The organism is Rhizobium sp. CF142 (assembly GCF_000281145.1).
Taxonomy (GTDB): Bacteria; Pseudomonadota; Alphaproteobacteria; order Rhizobiales; family Rhizobiaceae; genus Rhizobium.
The window spans coordinates 71,644-91,374 of the sequence record NZ_AJWE01000096.1; the positions used below are offsets into that span (position 1 = coordinate 71,644).

17 protein-coding genes are annotated in these 19,731 nt (G+C 62.0%); 14 read left to right on the forward strand and 3 right to left on the reverse strand.

The window, feature by feature from the left end:
• Nucleotide 1: 1 nt before the first annotated feature.
• The 13 genes from PMI11_RS20595 (at nucleotide 2) to PMI11_RS20655 (ending at nucleotide 15,966) form a co-directional block, all read left to right on the forward strand.
• Nucleotides 2-1,213: an ABC transporter permease gene (locus PMI11_RS20595; RefSeq protein WP_007820839.1), complete on the forward strand. Its 1,212-nt coding sequence runs from the start codon at nucleotides 2-4 to the stop codon at nucleotides 1,211-1,213.
• Entirely contained in the window at nucleotides 1,210-2,382 is a 1,173-nt protein-coding gene (locus PMI11_RS20600) for an ABC transporter permease (protein ID WP_007820841.1), read from the forward strand. Before PMI11_RS20595 ends, PMI11_RS20600 begins: the two co-directional genes overlap by 4 nt.
• Before the next feature lie 105 nt (nucleotides 2,383-2,487).
• Nucleotides 2,488-3,483: an aldo/keto reductase gene (locus tag PMI11_RS20605; protein WP_007820842.1), complete on the forward strand. Its 996-nt coding sequence runs from the start codon at nucleotides 2,488-2,490 to the stop codon at nucleotides 3,481-3,483.
• Nucleotides 3,484-3,531: 48 nt separating this feature from the next.
• The gene (gene fae, locus PMI11_RS20610; protein ID WP_007820853.1) at nucleotides 3,532-4,041 is read left to right on the forward strand and encodes a formaldehyde-activating enzyme; all 510 of its coding nucleotides are present in this window, start codon (nucleotides 3,532-3,534) and stop codon (nucleotides 4,039-4,041) included.
• A 1-nt stretch (nucleotide 4,042) separates the two neighbouring features.
• Nucleotides 4,043-5,488 carry an NAD-dependent succinate-semialdehyde dehydrogenase gene (locus tag PMI11_RS20615; RefSeq protein ID WP_007820854.1) on the forward strand — a complete coding sequence of 482 codons (1,446 nt, stop codon included), beginning with the start codon at nucleotides 4,043-4,045 and terminating at the stop codon, nucleotides 5,486-5,488.
• Nucleotides 5,488-6,483, forward strand: a complete 996-nt coding sequence (locus tag PMI11_RS20620; protein WP_007820855.1) for a LysR family transcriptional regulator — start codon at nucleotides 5,488-5,490, stop codon at nucleotides 6,481-6,483. Before PMI11_RS20615 ends, PMI11_RS20620 begins: the two co-directional genes overlap by 1 nt.
• 36 nt (nucleotides 6,484-6,519) lie before the next feature.
• Nucleotides 6,520-8,145 carry an ABC transporter substrate-binding protein gene (locus PMI11_RS20625; RefSeq protein ID WP_007820856.1) on the forward strand — a complete coding sequence of 542 codons (1,626 nt, stop codon included), beginning with the start codon at nucleotides 6,520-6,522 and terminating at the stop codon, nucleotides 8,143-8,145.
• 53 nt (nucleotides 8,146-8,198) lie between these two features.
• Complete coding sequence (locus PMI11_RS20630; RefSeq protein WP_007820858.1) at nucleotides 8,199-9,158, forward strand: ABC transporter permease; 960 nt, start codon at nucleotides 8,199-8,201, stop codon at nucleotides 9,156-9,158.
• 7 nt (nucleotides 9,159-9,165) lie between these two features.
• A complete protein-coding gene (locus PMI11_RS20635) occupies nucleotides 9,166-10,011 on the forward strand; it encodes an ABC transporter permease (protein WP_007820860.1) in 846 nt (281 codons plus the stop codon).
• Nucleotides 10,008-11,597 (forward strand): dipeptide ABC transporter ATP-binding protein, encoded by a 1,590-nt coding sequence (locus tag PMI11_RS20640; protein ID WP_007820862.1) that lies wholly within the window; start codon nucleotides 10,008-10,010, stop codon nucleotides 11,595-11,597. The genes PMI11_RS20635 and PMI11_RS20640 overlap by 4 nt, the downstream gene beginning before the upstream one ends.
• 99 nt (nucleotides 11,598-11,696) lie before the next feature.
• Nucleotides 11,697-13,115 carry an aldehyde dehydrogenase family protein gene (locus PMI11_RS20645; RefSeq protein ID WP_193385620.1) on the forward strand — a complete coding sequence of 473 codons (1,419 nt, stop codon included), beginning with the start codon at nucleotides 11,697-11,699 and terminating at the stop codon, nucleotides 13,113-13,115.
• Between the two features lie 11 nt (nucleotides 13,116-13,126).
• Nucleotides 13,127-14,344 carry a mandelate racemase/muconate lactonizing enzyme family protein gene (locus PMI11_RS20650; RefSeq protein WP_007820869.1) on the forward strand — a complete coding sequence of 406 codons (1,218 nt, stop codon included), beginning with the start codon at nucleotides 13,127-13,129 and terminating at the stop codon, nucleotides 14,342-14,344.
• A gap of 8 nt (nucleotides 14,345-14,352) precedes the next feature.
• On the forward strand, nucleotides 14,353-15,966 hold the full coding sequence (locus PMI11_RS20655; protein ID WP_007820871.1) for a GMC family oxidoreductase: 1,614 nt from the start codon (nucleotides 14,353-14,355) through the stop codon (nucleotides 15,964-15,966).
• A gap of 3 nt (nucleotides 15,967-15,969) precedes the next feature.
• Here the strand turns inward: PMI11_RS20655 and PMI11_RS20660 are convergent, their stop codons facing one another.
• Both PMI11_RS20660 and PMI11_RS20665 read right to left on the reverse strand, forming a co-directional pair.
• Entirely contained in the window at nucleotides 15,970-16,440 is a 471-nt protein-coding gene (locus PMI11_RS20660; RefSeq protein ID WP_007820873.1) for a cupin domain-containing protein, read from the reverse strand.
• A gap of 74 nt (nucleotides 16,441-16,514) precedes the next feature.
• Nucleotides 16,515-17,873 (reverse strand): M24 family metallopeptidase, encoded by a 1,359-nt coding sequence (locus PMI11_RS20665; RefSeq protein ID WP_007820875.1) that lies wholly within the window; start codon nucleotides 17,871-17,873, stop codon nucleotides 16,515-16,517.
• Nucleotides 17,874-18,021: 148 nt separating this feature from the next.
• Here PMI11_RS20665 and PMI11_RS20670 point away from each other — a divergent pair, with 148 nt between their 5' ends.
• A complete protein-coding gene (locus PMI11_RS20670) occupies nucleotides 18,022-19,023 on the forward strand; it encodes a LacI family DNA-binding transcriptional regulator (RefSeq protein WP_007820879.1) in 1,002 nt (333 codons plus the stop codon).
• 40 nt (nucleotides 19,024-19,063) lie between these two features.
• Here PMI11_RS20670 and PMI11_RS20675 read toward each other — a convergent pair.
• A partial coding sequence (locus PMI11_RS20675) for a transporter substrate-binding domain-containing protein (RefSeq protein WP_007820880.1) occupies nucleotides 19,064-19,731 on the reverse strand: 668 nt, incomplete at its 5' end.

A 19,731-nucleotide genomic window follows, 5' to 3' on the forward strand; every position in this document is an offset into this window, starting at 1 on the left:
GATGAAGCCGCCCGGCGGGCTTCGTCCCGGCTTCCTCCTGGTGTTCCGGCGGGAGTTCGACTGGTTCTATCGCCGGCCGTTTCTGCTTTTCCTGACGACGCTCTTGCCGCTGCTCTTGATGAGCGTGCTCGCCATCGTCTTCAGCGCGGGGCTGGCGACACGGCTGCCGATCGCCGTGCTCGATCTCGACGGCAGCGATCTTTCGCGAACGATCATTCGCGCAGTCGATGCGACGCCGGATACCGCTGTCGCAGTCAATATCAGCGACCTCACGGAAGGCCGTGCGCTGATCCTGTCCGGCAAGGTTCACGGACTGCTGATGCTGCCGCGCAATCTGGAGCGTGATGTTTTCGCCGGCCGGCGTCCCGAGGTGGTGTTCTTTTACAATACGCAGACGCTGACAACAGGTAATCTTACGCTCAGGGGCGTCAGTGCTGCCGTGCCGACTGTGGCCGCCGGCATCCGCTTGTCGCTGCGGACGGCGCAGGGGCAGCCGGTCGACATTGCGCAGGCCGATCTTTCTCCGATCCCCGTGCAGGTCAATCCGCTCTTCAATCCGACGCTCAACTATGCGCATTTTCTGCTCGCAGCGCTGATGCCCGCCTTGCTGCAGGTGGTGATCGTTACCACCATGGCCTACACGGTTGGCATGGATGCCGAAACGACGCATCGTCTCGTCGTTCTGCGGCGGCTTGGCGGCGGTCTGTGGCCGGCAATGGCCGGCAAGATGCTACCCTACACACTGGTCTTCCTTGTGGTTCTCGGTCTTTCGGACGCCATTCTTTTCGGCGTGCTCGACATGCCACTCAGGGGCGAGCGCTGGATCCTCGTCATGGCCGGGTTGCTCTTCATCCTCGCAAACCAGTTCATCGGCGTGCTGCTGGCGCTTTTCCTGCGGCCGGTAGCAAGCGCCATCAGCATCGGCACGCTGATCTTCGCCCCATCCTTCGGTTATATGGGCATCGGCTTTCCGCGGTTGGCGATGAACGACTTTGCCTACTGGTGGGGCGAACTCATTCCCGGCACCTGGTACCTAACGGCCCGGATCGATCAGACGATCCGAGGCACGCCGGTCGATCTGTCGCTGAAACCATTGATGGTGCTCGGCATATTCGTTCTGGTGCTGGCCATCGTGACGGCACTGCGGCTGGAAGTGTTCCGCATTCGCCGGCAGCGACAGGCGGCGCAGCGGCTGAGGGAGGTCACGCCATGAGGGCCTTGCTGGCGATCTTCCGCATCGAGCTGATCCGCATCCTGACTCTGCGCCCGGCGCTTGCGGTACTGGTCTTCGGGCCACTAATCTATGCCCTCTATTACCCACAGCCCTATGCAAACGAGGCGCTGCGCGACGTGCCGATCGCCGTCGTCGATCTCGACGATACGACGAGCAGCCGTGAACTGGTGCGCCGTATCGATGCGTCGAGCGATGTCGCAGTGGCCGCGATGCTGCCGGACCAGATCAGTGCCGAGCGGGCGGTTCAAGGACGCCAGCTTTACGGCATTCTGGTCATCCCGCAATATTTCGAACGTGATCTGCTGCATGGGCGGCAATCGCCGGTCGCGCTTTATGGGGATGCCAGCTATTTCCTGATCTATCAGCGCATTTCCGGTGCGGTCGTTGCCGTTGCCAGGACCATGGGCGCGGAAATCGAGACGGCGCGGCTGATTGCGGCCAATATCGACCCGGTGCTGGCGGCAGCTGCCCCCGATCCCATGCCGTTGACGACGGTCGCACTGTTCAATCCTCAGGGCGGCTATGCGACCTATATTTTGCCGGCGGCCTTCGTCCTGATTCTGCAGCAGACGCTACTGATCGGCGTCGGCCTGCTTGGGACGATCGGCAATGATGCGGCGGCGCGGGATCCTGCTGCCTCGGCCGCCGGTCCCTTTGCCCGCGTCGGCGGCAGGCTGCTTGCCTATCTCGTTATCGAGGCGATCGTATTGCCATTCTATCTGATCGTGCTGCCTTACCTTTACGGCATTCCGCGATTGGGTGGTTTGCTGACGATATTTGCTTTCTGCCTGCCGTTCGTTCTGGCAGTTGCCACGCTCGGGATGGTCATTGCCAGCCTGTTCCGCAAGCCACTCGCTGTTCAGCTCGTCTGCGCCACGCTCGGGTTGCCTTTCATGTTCCTTGCCGGTTTTTCGTGGCCGAGCGAAGCCATACCCGAGCCGCTGCGGGCGCTGACCGTTCTGCTGCCAAGCACCAGCGCCATCAACGGCATCGTCGAGGTGTCGCAGCTCGGTGCTCCGCTTCAGGCGGTCAGGGAACCGTTCCTTACGCTGTGGATACTTGCCGCGGTTTACGGGCTTGTCGCGGTGCTGCTGGACGTCAGGTCCGCAAGGGAAAAGCCTGCGGCACGGGCCCCTGCGGGCGGTTGATGGCGCTATCTCATTTTGAGATAGCCGCATCGAATAAACCTATTTGTCACAATAGTGTCGCCACGGCATAGTCTTAGGAGGGAGAAACATTTTTAGGACATTGCTGTGGAATATGTGCGCTTTGGCCAGACCGGCCTGAAGGTTTCGTCGCTTTGCCTTGGTACCATGGGTATCGGGACATCCAAGTGGAAGGGTTGGGTGTTGGACGAAGAAAAGTCGGTGCCAATCCTGAAGAAGGCGCTCGATGTCGGCATCAATTTCTTCGACATGGCGGACTGGTATTCGACCGGCGTCAACGAGCAGGTGGTTGCCCGCACCCTACTGTCGCTGACCGACCGCGAAAAGCTGGTGCTCGCCACCAAGGCCTTTTATCCGATGAGCGACGACCCGAACGACAAGGGCCTGTCGCGCAAGCATCTGATGGCCTCCATCGACAAGTCGCTGAAGCAGATGGGCACCGACTATGTCGATCTCTACGTCATCCACGCCTTCGATCCGGAAACGCCGATTGAAGAAACGATGAGCGCTATGCATGACATCGTGAAGTCGGGCAAGGCACGCTACATCGGCGCTTCCACCATGTATTCCTGGCAGTTCGCCAAGATGAATCATGTCGCCGACAAAAACGGCTGGACGCGGTTCGTCAACATGCAGTGCCAGTATTCGCTGCTCTACCGGGAGGAAGAGCGCGAAATGATGCCTTACTGCAAGGATGAGGGCATTGCGGTGACGACCTTCTCGCCGCTCGCCCGCGGATATCTCGCCGGTGGCGGTTCGGCGCCGCGTATTGCGCATGACCTCTATCTCGACTGGTTCGGCGACGAGATCGACCAGGAGATTGCCAAGCGCGTCAACGAGATCGCCGCCAAGCGCGGCAAGACGGCAAGCCAGATCGCCCAGGCCTGGGTCATCGGTTCAGGCAACAGCACGGTTCCGATCGTCGGCACGGAAAGCCCCGAACATGTCACCGCCGCCATCGAGGCTGCGGCGATCGAGCTGACGGCAGAAGAGCGCGCCTTCCTGGAAGAGCCCTACCGCCCGCGCGACATGATCAACGACTATAACCCGGTCCGTCGCCCGCGTGCGCTTTCAAAGGCGTAATGGGCAAAGGCATAATGGGTTCGACTCGCATCGCTACTGGAGATTTCAATGCTTTATATCGGTGAAGGCTTCGAGGGTTCCGGCCCGAACGCTGCCCATATCAACCTCTACCTCGGCCCGAAGAACGGGCCGATTTCCGGCGCCCTTGCCGGTGCCGCCGCAAGTCCCGGTCCCGGCCACCTGCCGTTTCAAGCGGTCCTGAAGCCGAACCTGCCGGCCAAGCCGGTGACGCTGTTCATCGCCAAGGCGGTGATGGAGTCGGGCTCGTCGCATGAGCTGATGACCTGGGGGCCGGCACAGGCGGGTGTTGCCGCCGGTATTACTGCAGCGCTGCTCGATGGTTCGCTGCCGGCGGAAGCTGAAGATGACTGGGTCGCGATTGCCGCCGTCTGGGTCAATCCGTCGGCAAACGATGCCGAAGAGGTGTATCATAACAACAAGGCTGCAACGCGTCTTGCCGCCAAGCGCGCTTTGCTGAAGGGCTGGCCGTCGCGTGCCGAGCTTGCCGAAGGCGTGGCAACGGTCGGCAATCCGTTCTTCACGCCGAAGGTCGCCTGATATGAAGCTTGTCGAGGACAATGCCCTGATCGGTGGAGGCTGGGGAAGTGCTGCTGACAGCAAGCGCTTTGCCGTGCTCAATCCCGCCGATGGCAGTGAGCTTGCGACCGTGCCGGATTGCGGTGCGGCGGAAGCGCAGCAGGCGATCGATGCCGCAGCGAAGGCCTTCAAGACCTGGCGCAAGACGCTCGCGTCGGAACGCTCCGCCGTGCTGCGGCGCTGGGCTGAGCTGATACTTGCCAATCAGGAAGATCTTGCGAGGCTGCTGACGGCCGAGCAGGGCAAGCCTCTGGCCGAAGCGCGTGGCGAAGTCGCTTATGCGGCCGGGTTCCTGACCTGGTTTGCCGAGGAAGGCCGCCGCTCGCATGGTGGCGTCGTGCCGTCGCACAAAGCTGATGCGCGCATCGTCGTTATGAAGGAGCCGGTTGGTGTCGTTGCGGCGGTGACGCCATGGAATTTCCCGTTGGCGATGATCACCCGCAAGGTTGGTCCGGCACTGGCTGCAGGCTGCACCATCATCATCAAGCCCGCCGAGGACACACCGCTTTCGGCACTGGCGCTTGCCCGTCTCGGCGAGCAGGCCGGCGTTCCCGCCGGTGTCGTCAGCGTGGTGACGACGAAGTCGCCGGCCGATGTCGTCGGCGTCTGGATGAAGAGCCCCGTCGTGCGCAAGTTCTCGTTTACGGGATCGACGGCGACCGGCAAGCTGCTGATGCGCCAGAGCGCCGATACGGTGAAGCGCATCAGCCTCGAACTCGGCGGAAACGCGCCGCTGATCGTGTTCGACGATGCCGATATCGACCAGGCCGTGCGCGGCACGATCGCCTCCAAGTTCCGCAATACCGGACAGACCTGCGTCTGCGCCAACCGTATCCTCGTCGAGGACGGTATTTATGACCGCTATGCCGAGGCGCTTGCCAAGGCCGTGGCCGCGATGAAGGTGGCACCCGGCGTCGAGGATGGCGCGCTGCAGGGGCCGCTTATCAATGCGCCCGCGCTGACGAAGGTCGAGCGGCATGTGACCGATGCCGTCGAGAAAGGCGCCAAGGTGTTGACCGGCGGCAAGCGGCATGAGCGCGGCGGCCTGTTCTATGCGCCGACGGTGCTGACCGGCATGACGACCGATATGGCGCTTGCGACCGAAGAGACCTTCGGTCCGGTCGCCGGCCTTTTTCGCTTCAAGGGCGAGGAAGAGGCGATCGCGCTCGCCAATGACACAGAGACCGGCCTCTCGGCCTATTTCTTCACGCAGAATCTCGGCCGCGCCTGGCGTGTCGCCGAAGCGCTGGAAGCAGGCATGGTCGGCATCAACGAAGGCGTGATCTCGACGGAAGTCGCGCCTTTCGGCGGCGTCAAGCAATCCGGCCTCGGCCGCGAAGGTGCTGCCGAAGGGCTCGATGAATATCTCGAGAGCAAATACGTCCTGTTTGGCGGGCTTGCGGGATAATGACGGAGGATCGCTCTCCACAGACGAAGAAGGATCCGGCGGTCGATCGCCGCCGGTTGCCGCTGAATGCGCTCAGGGCCTTCGAGGCCGTTGCGCATCACGGCAGCTTCACGGCGGCAGCCGCTGCGCTCAACATTTCGCAGAGCGCGCTTTCGCGGCATGTCATCGGTCTGGAAGAGAGCATCGGGCGCAAGCTTTTCGAACGCGGCCATAAGGCCACGACGCTGACGGATGCCGGGCGCTCGCTCGCTGCCGGCATCGGCAAGGGCTTCGACCGCATCGAGCAGGCGCTGAAGGAAGTTTGCGCGCCGGACGAACAGCGCCAACGCAAGCTGCGCATCAACCTGCCGCCGAGCTTTGCCATGAAGCTCACCGTGCCGCTGCTGACGGATTTCCGGCGCAGCTTCCCGGAAGTGCTTCTAGAGGTTTCGACCCCCTATGGGGTGCCGGACAGCGAATTCGATGTGGCGGTCGTCTATACGCGGCCAGCAGTCGATGAATGGATCACCGATCTGCTCTGGGAGGAGCGGCCGACGATCCTTTGTCATCCTGATCTGATCAGGGGAGGCGTGTCGGATATCGCGGCTTTCATTGCTGCAAACGAAATCATCCACATCAAGATCGTCGACATGGAGCCCTACCTCACTTGGCAGCGCTTCCTTGTGCAGAACGGTCTCGGCGGGGTTTCCGTGGCGCGGGGCGTGACATTCGACAGCGCCAGCCTCGGGGTTCAATACGCATTGTCGGGGCAGGGGCTGGTGCTTGCAGATCCGGCGCTATTTCGGGAGGAAATAGAAAGCGGCCGCTTGGTTGCGCCGGTCACCGCACACTATTACGAAGGCTTCGGCTATTACCTGAAGACCGATGCGGAAGGGCTGGTGGATCCTCTGATTGCAGGGTTTCGATCCTGGATCATCAGCCGCTTCAGCAATCGTGTGGTGAACGACGGTGAAAAGCCCGCCCTGCGCATCGTGTCTGGCACAGAGGGTGTCTGATAGTGAACATACTGCCATTCAAGGAGGAGGCAGATCATGACTGAATTGAAAACCAACAGCGGCAATCCGCTGCATCCCTCCGTACCGGAACTGTGTGAACAGGTCCGCGCCGGCAAGATCGATCGCCGCGGTTTCCTGCGTGCCGTCGCCTGGCTCGGTGTGACGGCGGCCTCCGCCAGCGCCTTCCTCGGCGACAGCAAGCTCGCACTCGCTCAGGAGACGCCTACCGATGGCGGCACACTGCGTTTCGGCTGCCAGATCCAGGAACTGACCGATCCGATGATGACGAGCTGGATCGAGGCTTCAAACCTCTATCGCAACAGCCTCGAATTCCTGACCTATGTCGATGCCGACAACGTCACCCATCCCTACCTCGCCAAGAGCTGGACGCCGTCTGCTGACCTGAAGATCTGGGATTTCGAGCTCGACGAGCGCGCCAAGTGGTCGAATGGCGATGCCTTCACGCCCGAAGACGTGATCTTCAATATTCAGCGCTGGATTGCGCCTGACTCCCAGTCTTCCAACAAGACCGCTTTCTCGGCCGTCGCGAAGGTGGAAAAGACCGGCGACCACACGGTTCGCATCACGCTGTCGCGTGCGGTTTCCTCGCTGCCAGAGCAGCTTTATTCCTACACCTGCCCGATGCTGCACCGCGACTTCGTCAAGGGCGGCGCCAACTGGCCGGCCAATCCTGTTGGTACCGGCCCCTTCAAGCTGGACGCCTACGAAGTCGGCCGTCAGGCTGTGTTCAGCAAGCGCGCTGATTACTGGGGCACGCCTGTTCATCTCGATGGCATCCAGTACATCGACCTCGGTACCGATATCACCACGCATCTCGCAGCGCTTTCGAGCGGCCAGATCGATATCATCTACCGTGCGACGATCGCCGAATACGATCTCATGAAGTCGCTGCCGAACATCCAGATCCTGACCGGCAAGGCTGCCCATACACTCGTCATGCGCATGCAGTCCGACCAGAAGCCGTTCGACGATGTTCGCGTCCGCAAGGCCGTGCAGCTTGCCGCCGACAACAAGCAGATGCTCGACGTCGCCTATCGCGGCGAAGGCGAAGTCGGCGCCAATTTCCACGTCTCGCCGGTTCAACCCGATTACTTCGCGCTGCCGGCTGTGCCCCGCGATGTCGAGAAGGCCAAGGCCCTGCTCGCAGAAGCCGGCTACAAGGACGGTTTGGACCTTGAGCTGACGCTCGGCAATACGCAGGGTACCTGGGAACAGGATACCGCGCAGGTATTGCAGCAGAATCTGGCCGAAGCCGGCATCCGGCTGAAGCTCAATGTGCTGCCGGCCTCGCAATATTGGCCGATCTGGGACAAGGTTCCTTTCGGCCTTACCTACTGGGCGCACCGTCCGCTCGGCGCCATGACGCTCGATCTGGCCTACCGCTCAGGCGGAGCCTGGAACGAGAGCCATTTCGCCAGCAAGGAATTCGACGCCGCGCTCGACAAGGCTCTTGCCGTTGTCGATCCGGCCAAGCGCCCCGAAGCCATGAAGGATGTCCAGCAGATTCTGCAGGATTCCGGCGTCATCGTTCAACCCTACTGGCCGAACCGCTTCAGCGCCGCAGCCACCACCGTCCGCGGTTTCGTGCTCCATCCGGCGGATTACTTCCGCATGGACGGCGTCTGGCTCGCCAAGGCTTGATCTTCGGCGGGGCCGCTCATCGCGGCGGCCCCGACCCGGCAAAGAGGTGGTTCGTGACCGTTTTCCTTTTCATTCTCCGTAAACTGGCAAGCGCACTCGCGGTGATGTTCACTGTGTCGCTGCTCGTTTACCTGGCGCTGGAGGTCAATGTCGGCGATGTCGCCGTCAAGGTCCTCGGTCAGTTCTCGACGCCGGCCCAACGCGCCCAGTGGTTGACAGCCAATGGTTACGACGATCCCTTCCTCATCCGTTACGGCCGCTGGCTCTGGTCCTTCATGACCGGCGACTGGGGCATGTCCACCTATTACCGCGCGCCCGTTGCACAGTTGATCCCCGATCGGCTTGCAGCTTCCGGAATCCTTGCGGGTGGTGCGCTGCTCGTGATCGTGCCTGTCGGCCTGTTTGCGGGCATCATTGCCGGCATGCGTCAGGGTTCGGTTCTCGATCGAGTCGTCTCCTTCATTGCGATCGCCACGACCTCGATTCCGGATTTCGCTTCCGCGGTCTTCTTCTCGGCTGTCTTCGTCTTCTGGCTGCACTGGCTGCCGGGCGCCAGCACCATGCTGACTGGTTTCTCGCTGCAGCAGATCATTCTGCCCGTTTTGGTGCTCGGCTTTTATTCGACTGGCTACCTGGCGCGTGTCACCCGCGCCTCGATGATCGAGGTCATGGGCACACACTACGTCCGCACGGCGCGCCTCAAGGGCGCCAGCACCGCGCGCATCGTCTGGCGCCACGCTTTGCGCAATGCGCTGATCACACCGGTCACCGTCATCATGCTGCAATTTCCCTGGCTGCTGTCAGGCGTCATCGTCGTGGAGGTCTTCTATGCCTACAAGGGCTTTGGCACGCTGCTCTATGACGCCGCGCTCAATAGCGATATCCGCCTCGTCGAAGCCTGCGCGATGGTAAGCGTCGTCGTCGTCGTCGCGACGCAGATCCTTTCCGACCTCGCCTATGGTTGGCTCAATCCCCGCGTCTCGCTGCTCGATGCAGCCAAGGGACGGAAGTGAGGGCGCCATGGTGAAGGTTGTAAAACCCTACGTCTCCAATCCGGTCATCCTGATCGGCGGCTTCCTGACGATCGGCTGGCTGCTTGTGGCGATTTTCGCGCCGTTCCTTGCCCCTTATGATCCGATCCGCACGCTGCTGCCGCTCGCAAAACCGGGGGCTGCCGATCGGTCCGGCGATGTATTCTGGCTCGGAACCGACAAGCTCGGCCGCGATATTCTCTCGCGCTTGATCTACGGCGCACGTACCGTGGTCGTGTTTTCGACACTTGCGACGCTGACTGCCTATGTGGTCGGCGTGGTCCTCGGGCTTGTCGCCGGCTACTGGCGCGGCTGGGGCGATGCGGTGCTGTCCTACATCGCCAATGTGGTGCTCTCTTTCCCGGTGCTGGTGCTCTATATCGTCATTATCGTCGTGGTCGGCTCATCGCCCTTCAACATCGTGCTTGCCGTCACCTTCGGCAGCGCGCCGGCGATCTTCCGCATCGTGCGCGGCATTACCATCGACGTTTCGAGCCGCGACTATGTGGCGGCTGCGGTGACCCAGGGTGAAAGCACCTGGCGCATCATGCTCTTCGATATCCTGCCCAATGCCAGCGGGCCGCTCGCCGTCGATTTCTGCCTGCGCCTCGGCTACACGGCGATCACCATTGGCACGCTCGGCTTCCTCGGTCTCGGCCTGCCGCCACCGACGCCGGATTGGGGCACAATGGTCAATGAAGGCCGCGCCATGGCGATCGCCTTCCCGCATCTCGTCATCTTTCCATGCCTTGCGATCTCGTCGCTCATGCTGGGCTTGAGCCTGCTGGCAGACGGATTGCGAGAAGTCTCGGAAGCGCAGGGGAGGCGTGCATGAGCAGCAACGAAAGCCAACCGATCCTTCGGGTCGAAAATCTGAGTGTCGCCCTGCCGAAAGGGGCAGACAGACCCTATGCCGTCAAGGCGGCGAGCTTCGATCTCAGGCCGCGGGAAATTCTCTGCATCGTCGGCGAATCCGGTTCGGGCAAGTCGGTTCTGTCCAGCGCGCTGATGGGAGCGGTGCCGGAAGGATTGAAGGTTTCCGGCGGCAAGGTGATGCTCGGGAATACTGATCTTGTCGGCCTCTCCGAACGGGCGTTCCGGGCGATCCGGGGCAGCGATATCGCCATGATCTTCCAGGAGCCGATCGCCTCGCTCAATCCGGCGATGACGGTGTCGGCACAGATCGAGGAAGTCTTTGAATTGCATTCGGATTTCGATGCCGCCGAGCGCAAGAAGCGCGCTCGGGCGCTGATCGAATCCATGCATCTGCCGAACCCGGACCGTATCCTGCAGGCCTATCCGCATGAGCTCTCCGGCGGCCAATGCCAGCGTGTCGTCATCGCAATGGCGCTGGCCATGAACCCGCGCGTCCTGATTGCCGACGAGCCAACGACCGCGCTCGACGTCACGACGCAGGCGCAGGTGCTGAAGCTCGTGCGCGAGCTTCGTAATATGCACGACCATGGCATTCTCTTCATCACGCATGACTTCGGTGTCGTTGCCGATATTGCCGACCGCGTCGCCGTCATGCGCTATGGCGAGATCGTCGAGATCGGCGAGGCAAGACAGGTGCTGACAGCGCCTGTTCATCCCTACACCAAAGAGCTCATCGCTGCCGTGCCGAGCCTGACGCCGCACGACCGCCCAGCCCCGCCGCAAGGTGAAGAGCCGGTGCTTGCGGTGCACGATCTGCAGCATTCCTACGGCAGCGTTCAGGTCTTGAAACATGTCGAGCTCAGCCTCTCGCCGGGCCGCGTGGTTTCTATCGTTGGTGAATCCGGTTGCGGCAAGTCCACCCTTGCCAAGGCAATGATCCGCCTCATTGAGCCGAAGAGCGGCCGGGTCGAAGTGGCGGGTGCGGATCTTCTCGGTCTGGCGCCGGCACCGCTACGCGCGCGTCGCCGGTCGATCCAGATGATCTTCCAGGATCCGTTCGGCTCGCTCAATCCGCGCCGCCGTGTCGGCCCGATGATTGCCCGCTCCGCCATGCTTGCCGGTGTTGAAGCCGGTGAAGCGCGCCGCCGTGCGGAAGAGCTGCTCGATCTCGTCGGGCTGCAGAAGAGTGCCTACTGGCGCAAGCCGGCGGCTTTCTCTGGCGGGCAGCGGCAGCGCATCGGCATTGCACGCGCGCTCGCCATGCGGCCGGATGTGCTGATCGCGGACGAGAGTGTTTCGGCGCTCGACGTGTCCGTGCAGGCGCAGGTTCTGAAATTGCTTCGCGAGCTGCAGGAGAAGCTGCAGCTTGCCATCGTCTTCATCACCCACGACCTGCGCGTCGCTGCCCAGATCAGCGACGAGATCGTGGTGATGCAGAAGGGTGAAATCGTCGAGCGTGGCAGTGCGGCCCAAGTGCTGCAGGCGCCGACGCATCCCTATACGAGAACACTTCTCGACGCGGCGCCGGGCCGCAGCACGTTCTAGCCGCCGCCTTCTGGGTGACGGCACTCTGTTTCGTTTCAACGCATGGCCGGCACAGAGGCCGGCATGCGCGTGGTTGGCTATTGTCCTGAGGATACCGTCATGACGGAGTATCGCAATTTCATCGCCGGAGAATTCCGGACTTCCGGCAACCTGGTGCCGGTACTCAATCCAGCAACGGAAGCCGCTTTTGCCGAGGTGCCATCGGCGACGGCTGCAGAAGCCATCGAGGCTGTCGAGGTGGCGGCGAAGGCACAGAAGGAATGGCGGGGGCTGCCGGCAATCGCGCGGGGTGACGCATTGCGCAAGCTCGCGGCTGTCATCGAGCAGCGGGCGGAAAAGATCGGTGCCGCCCTAGCGTTGGAATCCGGCAAGAGCTTGGCCGATGCGACAGGCGAGGCGATCTATGGCGCCGAACTGATGCGCTATCACGCCGAATGGGCACGGCGCATCGAAGGCGAAATCATCCCGAGCGACAATGCCAATGAGACACTGCTTCTGAAGCGCGAGGCGATCGGTGTCGTTGCCTGCCTGATCCCCTTCAACTTTCCGATCTACACGCTGGTGCGCAAGATTGCGCCGGCGCTGATTGCGGGCAATGCGGTTGTGGTGCGTCCGAGCAATTCGACACCGACCTCGGCCTTCGAAATCGCCGAAGCCGTGGCCGAGGCCGGCTTGCCTGTGGGACTGGTCAACATCCTCACCATGTCGCATGAGGTTGCAGCCACGCTTTGCACCCATCCCAAGGTCGGGATGATCACGCTGACCGGCAGCCTGCAGGCGGGCCGCATCGTGCTCGACTATTGCAAGGCGAACATCGCCAAGCCGTCGCTGGAACTCGGCGGCAAGACGCCTGTCGTTATCGAGCCGGATGCCGATCTCGATGCTGTTGCCGCGCAGCTCGTTGCCGCAAAGACCAGTCATTGCGGCCAGCTCTGCACCGCGCCGGAGCGCGTCTATGTGCATCGCTCCATCTATGATGGGCTGCTTGCCAAACTGAAGGCCGGCTTTGCCGCACGCGCTTTCGGCGACCGTTCGGTCGATGCGTCTCGTGTCGGGCCGCTCTCCACGAAGTCGGCACAGGCGAATGTGCACGAGGCCGTCTTGAAGGCGGTAGAGCAGGGCGCGCGTATCGAGGCCGGTGGCATCTTCCCTGAAGGCCCCGGCTTCTTCTATCCGCCGACACTGCTGTCCAATTGCCGTCAGGACATGGAGATCATCGCCGAGGAAATTTTCGGACCGGTTCTGCCCGTCGTTGCCTATGACACGACGGATGAGGCGCTGGCGCTCGCCAATGATCACCAGTTCGGCCTGAGTTCGGTGCTCTTCACCAACAATCATCGCACCATCATGCGCTTTTCCGATGCCATCGAGGCTGGCGAATTCTACGTCAACCGTTTCCCGGCCGATCCTTATCAGGGCTATCACGCCGGCTGGAAACGTTCCGGCCTTGGCGGCGATGACGGTAAACACGGCATGCTCGAATTCACCCAGACGCGCCTCGTCATACTCAAGCATTGAGGATCACGGCCATGCAGATCGCATCGCTTTCCACCCATGTCGTCGCCGTCCCGCCGCCGCATATTGGCGGCATGTACTGGATCTTCGTACGGCTGACGACGGCAGACGGTATCGAGGGTGTCGGGGAAATTTACTCGACCGCTTTCCATCCGAAGGCGCTCGTCCCGCTGATCGAGGATGTCTTCGAGCGTTACCTGCTCGGCCACGATCCGCATGACATCGAGCGCTTCTGGCGGCTTGCCTATTCGAGCGGTTTCACCCAGCGCCCCGACCCGACGATGATGGGCATCGTCTCAGGCCTCGAGATCGCCTGCTGGGACATTATCGGCAAGGCTGTCGGCAAGCCGCTGCACAAGCTGATCGGCGGGCGCGTGCATGAGAGGCTGCGCGCCTATACCTATCTCTATCCGAAAAACGCTGCCGGCGAATATGACTATAACGATCCGGACCTTGCCGCCGAATGCGCGGTGAAGATGGTCGAGATGGGCTTTACTGCCGTCAAGTTCGACCCGGCTGGTCCTTATACGGCCTATTCCGGCCATCAGGTGTCACTCGGCGTGATGGACCGCTGCGAGGAATTCTGCGCCAAGATCCGCGAGGCCGTCGGCAGCGGTGCCGATCTGCTCTTCGGCACGCATGGGCAGATGGTACCTTCCTCGGCAATTCGCCTGGCTCAGCGGCTGGAGAAATATGATCCGCTCTGGTTCGAGGAGCCGGTGCCTCCCGGCCAGGAAGAGGCGATGGCAGAGGTCGCCCGCAAGACCTCGATCCCCATTTCGACCGGTGAACGGCTGACAACGAAATACGAGTTCCAGCGCGTGCTGGAAACGGGTGCGGCCTCTATCCTGCAGATGAACGTGGCGCGCGCCGGCGGCATTCTCGAATGCAAGAAGATCGCCGGCATGGCCGAAGCGTGCTACGCGCAGATCGCGCCGCATCTCTATAATGGCCCTATCGGCGCTGCAGCCAGCATCCAGCTTGCCGCTTCCTCGCCGAATTTCCTGATCCACGAGGCGATCGTCGATTTCTCGGGCTTCTATGCGGAGATCCTGAAGACGCCGCTGCGCTTCGAAGATGGTTACCTGATCCCGTCAGACGAGCCGGGGCTGGGCGTGGAACTCAATCTCGATGTCGTCGCCAAACACTCGCCTTACGAAGGGCAGCGATTGCATCTGCAAATGGATGACAAGCCCGCCGACGTGAAGGCATTTGCGCCGGCCCGCGGCTGAGAACGAAGATGACGACATACGATTACATCATCGTCGGCGCCGGCTCGGCGGGCTGCATTCTGGCGGCACGTCTCAGTGAGAGCGGCAGGCACAATGTGCTGCTGATCGAAGCCGGCGGCAATGACAGTTCGCCGTGGTTTCGTGTCCCGGTTGGCTACGCGCGCTCCTACTACGATCCGAAGGTCAACTGGATGTATTGGAGCGAACCGGAGGCCGCGCTCAACGGCCGGCGTATCTATGCGCCGCGCGGCAAGGTGCAGGGCGGTTCCGGCTCTATCAACGCAATGATCTTCGTGCGTGGTGCGGCCGCCGATTTCGACGATTGGAAGGCGGCTGGCAATCTCGGCTGGGGTTATGAAGACGTGCTGCCTTTCTTCCGCAAGCTGGAGACGCATGCGGGCGGCGAGAGCAAATATCATGGCGGCGGCGGGCCTATCCATGTGACGCCGATGCGCGGCCAATCGCATGCGATTACCGACCGTTTCCTTGAGGCATGCGCCGAGTTGCAGATGCCGCTGAATGCGGATTTCAATGGCGAGAGCATTGAAGGCGCGGGCATCTACGACATCAATACGCGGAACGGCGTTCGCTCGTCCTCGTCGCTCGCCTATCTGAGACCGGCGCTCGGACGGCCCAATCTCGCTATCCTGCGCAACAGCCGGGTAAGGCGCGTCATCGTTGATGCGGAAGCCCGCGCGACCGGCGTGGAGGTGATTGGGCCGGGTGGCATAACAAGCTATTCGGCGCGGCAGGAAGTCATCCTCTCGGCAGGTGCGGTCGATACGCCGAAGCTGCTGCAGCTCTCGGGCATCGGTGACGGCGCGCATCTGCAATCCCTCGGCATTCCGCTGGTGCGGCATCTACCGGCCGTCGGCAGGAACCTGCAGGATCATCTCTGCGCCAGCTTCTACTACCGCTCCACCGTGCCGACGTTGAACGACGAGCTCGGAACGCTGTTCGGTCAGGCACGGCAGGCGCTGCGCTATATCCTGACGCGGCGCGGGCCGCTGGCGCTCAGCGTCAACCAGGCCGGCGCCTTCCTGCGTGGCAGCCCGGATGAAGAGCGGCCGAATATCCAGCTTTATTTCAATCCGCTCTCCTATCGCATTCCAACGGATCCGAAGGCAGGTTTGAAGCCGGAGCCCTATTCGGGTTTCCTCCTGGCCTTCAACTCCTGCCGGCCGACAAGCCGCGGCACGGTCGGCATCGTCTCGCCTGAGTTGGCGGACGCGCCGCAGATCAGGCCGAATTATCTCGGCACGGTGCATGACGAAGAAGAGGTTGTTCAGGGCAGCCGGCTGGTGCGCCGGATCATGGAAGCGCCGGCTCTGCGGTCGATCACCGAAATGGAGATGCCGCCTTCGGTGGAGGCCCAGACGGATGAGGAACTGCTTGCCTATTTCCGCGGCAATTCCGGTTCGATCTACCACCTCTGCGGATCGGCTTCGATGGGGCCGGATGCCACGACATCCGTGGTCGATGCCTCCCTGAGGGTGCACGGCATCACCGGGCTGCGGATCGTCGATGCATCGGTCTTCCCGAACATCACGGCCGGCAATATCAACGCGCCGACGATGATGGTGGCGGAAAAGAGTGCGGCGATGATCCTCGCCGCTGCCTGAGAGCTAGTGGCGGTGGATCGGGTCGATCCACGGCACGTCCTCGGGCTTTTCGACCGGTTCGATGTCGAGGTTGACGACCACAGGTTCCTGGCCTGAGCGCACGACCACGCATTCCAGCGTCTCGTCACGGTTGGCATTGATTTCCTGATGCGGAACGAAAGGCGGCACGTAGATGAAATCGCCGGGGCCGGCTTCTGCAGTGAATTCGAGGTTTTCGCCCCAGCGCATGCGGGCCTTGCCTTTCACCACATAGATGATGCTTTCGAGATCGCCGTGATGATGGGCACCGGTCTTGGCATTGGCATGGATCGTCACTGTGCCGGCCCAGATCTTTTCGGCCCCGGCGCGCGCATTGTTGATAGCGGTTGCGCGGTTCATCCCCGGCGTCTGCGCCGTATTCGGATCGAGTGCGTTGCCGGGAATGACCTTCACGCCGTGTTCGTGCCAGTCGATATGCTTGTGATTGTCGCTCATGCCGCTCCTCCTGTTTTCAAGCTGAATTTAGGTAAGATCGGACCGACAGCCAAGGGCTGCCGGTCCTTTGCGCGCTATTCGCGGATCAGCACATGGTTCGCTTTCAGCCAGAAAGGTGGCAGATAGAGCGGCGTGTCGGACAGCGGCACGATACTGTCTTTCAGGGCAACGCCGAGCTTATCCGCCATGAAGGTACGACGAGCGGTAATGCGGGCATGCATCTCGGGATACTTCGTGCGGATTGCCTCTCGCAGCTCTGCATCGGCAAAGGCGATCGTATCCTCGCAGTTCAGCGCCCAGCCGGCCGGCATGGGCACGGGGATGACGTCGACCTGGAAGGGCATGCCGGAGCGCAGGCGTTCCGTGGAGCCCGGGCGGACTGGCGAATGCAGCCATTCTTCGTGGCTGCCGAGATGGCCGGGGTTAAGCGCCGAGTTCAGGCCAGCGGGTTTCAGCTTTCCGGTCACTGCGGTGAAGAGATCGCCGCCGGTCGTGCCGATATCAGCCGTCTCATACCAGGTGATCAGCGCTTCGAAATAGGCCTTGGCGGGTTTCAGAAAGGCGTCATCATGGTCGGTCAGCAGGCCAGCGCGGGAGGAGAGGGCACCCCAGTAACCAAGGGCGGTCGTCACGCCGTCACCCTTCTTCACACGCCGTGCCGTCGGGCTGCGCAGGCCGACGATGGCCTCGCCGGAACTGACAGAGGCGAACATCGTGTGCAGGTTCAGCGGATCGCCTTCATAGCCCAGTCTGCCGAGTGCCTCGAACTCGCTGTCGCCTTCGCGAACACCTGAGACGACACGCCAGAGAGCACGTGAGCAGCGGGCCGAAGCCCATTCGAAGGCGGCGAGCTGGTCGACATCGACGACGGCACGCAAGCCGGTCTCGGGATGCATGAGAACGGTGGTCGCATCGGTGATCTTGCCGGCCAAGCGGCGTAGCGCAGAAACAATGAAGTCGGGCACGAAGAAGCAGTTTGCGTGATCCTCGTCCTCCTCCGCCGAAAGATACTTCCAGCCGACGAGGCCGATGGTGTTAGCCTTGCCGATGCCGGCATCGCGGAGACGGTCTGCCAGGCGCGGGTTCTGACTGCGGTCCTGGCCCATGAGGCTGAAGGTCTGGGCTCGCAGCACCTCGATGCCGGGCAGGCGGGCAAGCACCGTGTAGCTCTCGGATTCATTGCCCGTGATGATGACCCGCTTTCCCTTGGGACCGAGCAACAGCAGGGCCTCTTCGAAGCGTGGCTCGAAGCCGGAGAGGAACATGATGTTGCCGAAGTGCTCGCGGTCGGCATAGACCACCAGCCAGTCGGTGCCAGCAGCTTTTAGCGCGGCATCGGCGCGGGCGGCGTAGGTCTCCGCCGGAATCCGCGGCTGCTCGGCGGCGACAGGGCCGAAATCGGGCAGGGCTACGGGTGAAAGTGTGATTGCCATACAGTTCCTCCATTCAGGCTGGCATTGAGGCGAAAAAGGATGGTGACACCGGTTTCAGGGCCACGAAAGTGGATGATTGCAAGTTTCCGATAGCGAAGGTGCGCTTCTGTGCGCTATCACGCCATGACAGGTTGGAAAGCGCTCGAATATGACTCAGAACAATGGCCGCGATGCCGCCCCGACGATTGCCGATGTTGCAAAGCTCGCCGGGGTATCGCGTGCGGTTGCCAGCCGAGCGCTCTCCAATGAGCCGCGCCCGGTCTCGGCCGACAAGCGCGAACGGGTCGTCGAGGCCGCCGCCCAGCTTGGCTACAAGCCAAACCTTCTGGCGCAAAGTCTGACGACCAAGACGGTCAATCTCGTCGCCGTCGTCGTCAACCATATCCACGACCTTTCGGATCTCGATCTTTTCGATCGGCTGCTCGATCAGATCCAGTCGATCGGCAAGCAGGTCATCATGATCCGCATCGGCTCGGTCGCCCGCGTCGAGGAATTCCTGCGCAATGGCGTTGCCTATCATGTCGATGCGGCGCTGGTGTTTTCGGATTTCGCCGATGCGGCGACCGTCAGGCGCATGTTCCGCTCCGATCTCGTCATCATGCTGAACGGGCTGCACGATGATCTTTCGCCTGTCGTCATGCCCGACGAAGGCAGTGGCATTGCCGAAGCTGTTGCCGATGCCGCCAAGAAAGGCGTGAAACGCGCAGGGCTCGTGACCGGACGTTCGTCTTCGCCGATGGAGCAGGCGCGTATTGCATTCTACAAGCAGGCCTTCGCGAAGAGCGGCATAGAGCTGGTGCGCACGGTGCAAGGCGACTATTCCTATGAGAGCGGGCATGCGGCAGCTAGGGATCTAACTGGGGCCGATTGTCCGGATGCTATCTTCTGCACGTCCGACGCGATGGCCATGGGGATTCTCGATGTCTGCCGCGCCGATTTTCCCGGCAGCCGGCCGACACGTTTCCGGCTTTACGGCTTCGACAATCTGTCGCTCACCGATTTCGATGCCTATCCGATCTCCTCGATCGGCTATGACAAGGGCGTCTATGTCGAGCAGATGGTGGATTTCATTGCCAATCCCGGGGATTTCCGTCCCGGCCAGCCGCCGGTCATCGTGCCCACGACCTTTTTTCCGCGCCTGACCTCCTGATAGCAAACAGGCCGCCCGGAGGCGGCCTGTCAGGATCATCTCACCACTGCGGGTTCAGAGCCGGGGGGTTGGCTTCGGCGCCCCACCACTTCTTGTAATTGGCTTCGTAGGCGCCCGACTGAATGTAGTCGGAAACGAACATGTCGAGCCAGCGGACGAATTCCGGATCGCCCTTGGCAACGGCGATGCCGATCGGGTCGTTGGAATAGAGGCCGGCAAGGGTGACCAGCGTCGGGTTCTTGGTAGCGAGGTAGTCGAGCAGCGAGGAGTCTTCGATTGCCGCATCGACACGCTTCTGCTGAAGCTGCAGAACGCCATCAGGCGCAAACTGGTCGACATAGACGAGCTGCGCATCCGGCACGGCCGTCTTCAGGAAGGTTTCACCGGTCGTACCGCGGCCGACGACGACCTTCTTGCCGGCGAGATCCTTCAGCTCCTTGATGCCGGACTCCTTCTGGACGATGACGCGCAGGCCGGCGCGGTTATAGGGGATCGAAAAATTGACGACCTTGGCGCGCTCGAGCGTAGCCGAGGTGTTGGCGATCGCCACGTCGATCTGGCCGGAGACCAGCATGGAGATACGGGCGTCGCCGGAGACGTCGGTGAATTCGACCGGTACGCCGAGCTTTTCGGCCAGGCGAGTGGCGACATCGACGTCATAGCCGACCGGGTTGTTCTGCGCGTCGCGGAAGCCGATCGGCTCCCCCC

Bases quoted from the DNA above. Each gene is read 5' to 3' on its own strand.
- PMI11_RS20595 (WP_007820839.1), top strand. From the start codon at position 2: ATGAAGCCGCCCGGCGGGCTTCGTCCCGGCTTCCTCCTGGTGTTCCGG.
- PMI11_RS20600 (WP_007820841.1), top strand. From the start codon at position 1,210: ATGAGGGCCTTGCTGGCGATCTTCCGCATCGAGCTGATCCGCATCCTG.
- fae (WP_007820853.1), top strand. From the start codon at position 3,532: ATGCTTTATATCGGTGAAGGCTTCGAGGGTTCCGGCCCGAACGCTGCC.
- PMI11_RS20615 (WP_007820854.1), top strand. From the start codon at position 4,043: ATGAAGCTTGTCGAGGACAATGCCCTGATCGGTGGAGGCTGGGGAAGT.
- PMI11_RS20620 (WP_007820855.1), top strand. From the start codon at position 5,488: ATGACGGAGGATCGCTCTCCACAGACGAAGAAGGATCCGGCGGTCGAT.
- PMI11_RS20625 (WP_007820856.1), top strand. From the start codon at position 6,520: ATGACTGAATTGAAAACCAACAGCGGCAATCCGCTGCATCCCTCCGTA.
- PMI11_RS20635 (WP_007820860.1), top strand. From the start codon at position 9,166: ATGGTGAAGGTTGTAAAACCCTACGTCTCCAATCCGGTCATCCTGATC.
- PMI11_RS20640 (WP_007820862.1), top strand. From the start codon at position 10,008: ATGAGCAGCAACGAAAGCCAACCGATCCTTCGGGTCGAAAATCTGAGT.
- PMI11_RS20645 (WP_193385620.1), top strand. From the start codon at position 11,697: ATGACGGAGTATCGCAATTTCATCGCCGGAGAATTCCGGACTTCCGGC.
- PMI11_RS20650 (WP_007820869.1), top strand. From the start codon at position 13,127: ATGCAGATCGCATCGCTTTCCACCCATGTCGTCGCCGTCCCGCCGCCG.
- PMI11_RS20655 (WP_007820871.1), top strand. From the start codon at position 14,353: ATGACGACATACGATTACATCATCGTCGGCGCCGGCTCGGCGGGCTGC.
- PMI11_RS20660 (WP_007820873.1), bottom strand. From the start codon at position 16,440: ATGAGCGACAATCACAAGCATATCGACTGGCACGAACACGGCGTGAAG.
- PMI11_RS20665 (WP_007820875.1), bottom strand. From the start codon at position 17,873: ATGGCAATCACACTTTCACCCGTAGCCCTGCCCGATTTCGGCCCTGTC.
- PMI11_RS20670 (WP_007820879.1), top strand. From the start codon at position 18,022: ATGACTCAGAACAATGGCCGCGATGCCGCCCCGACGATTGCCGATGTT.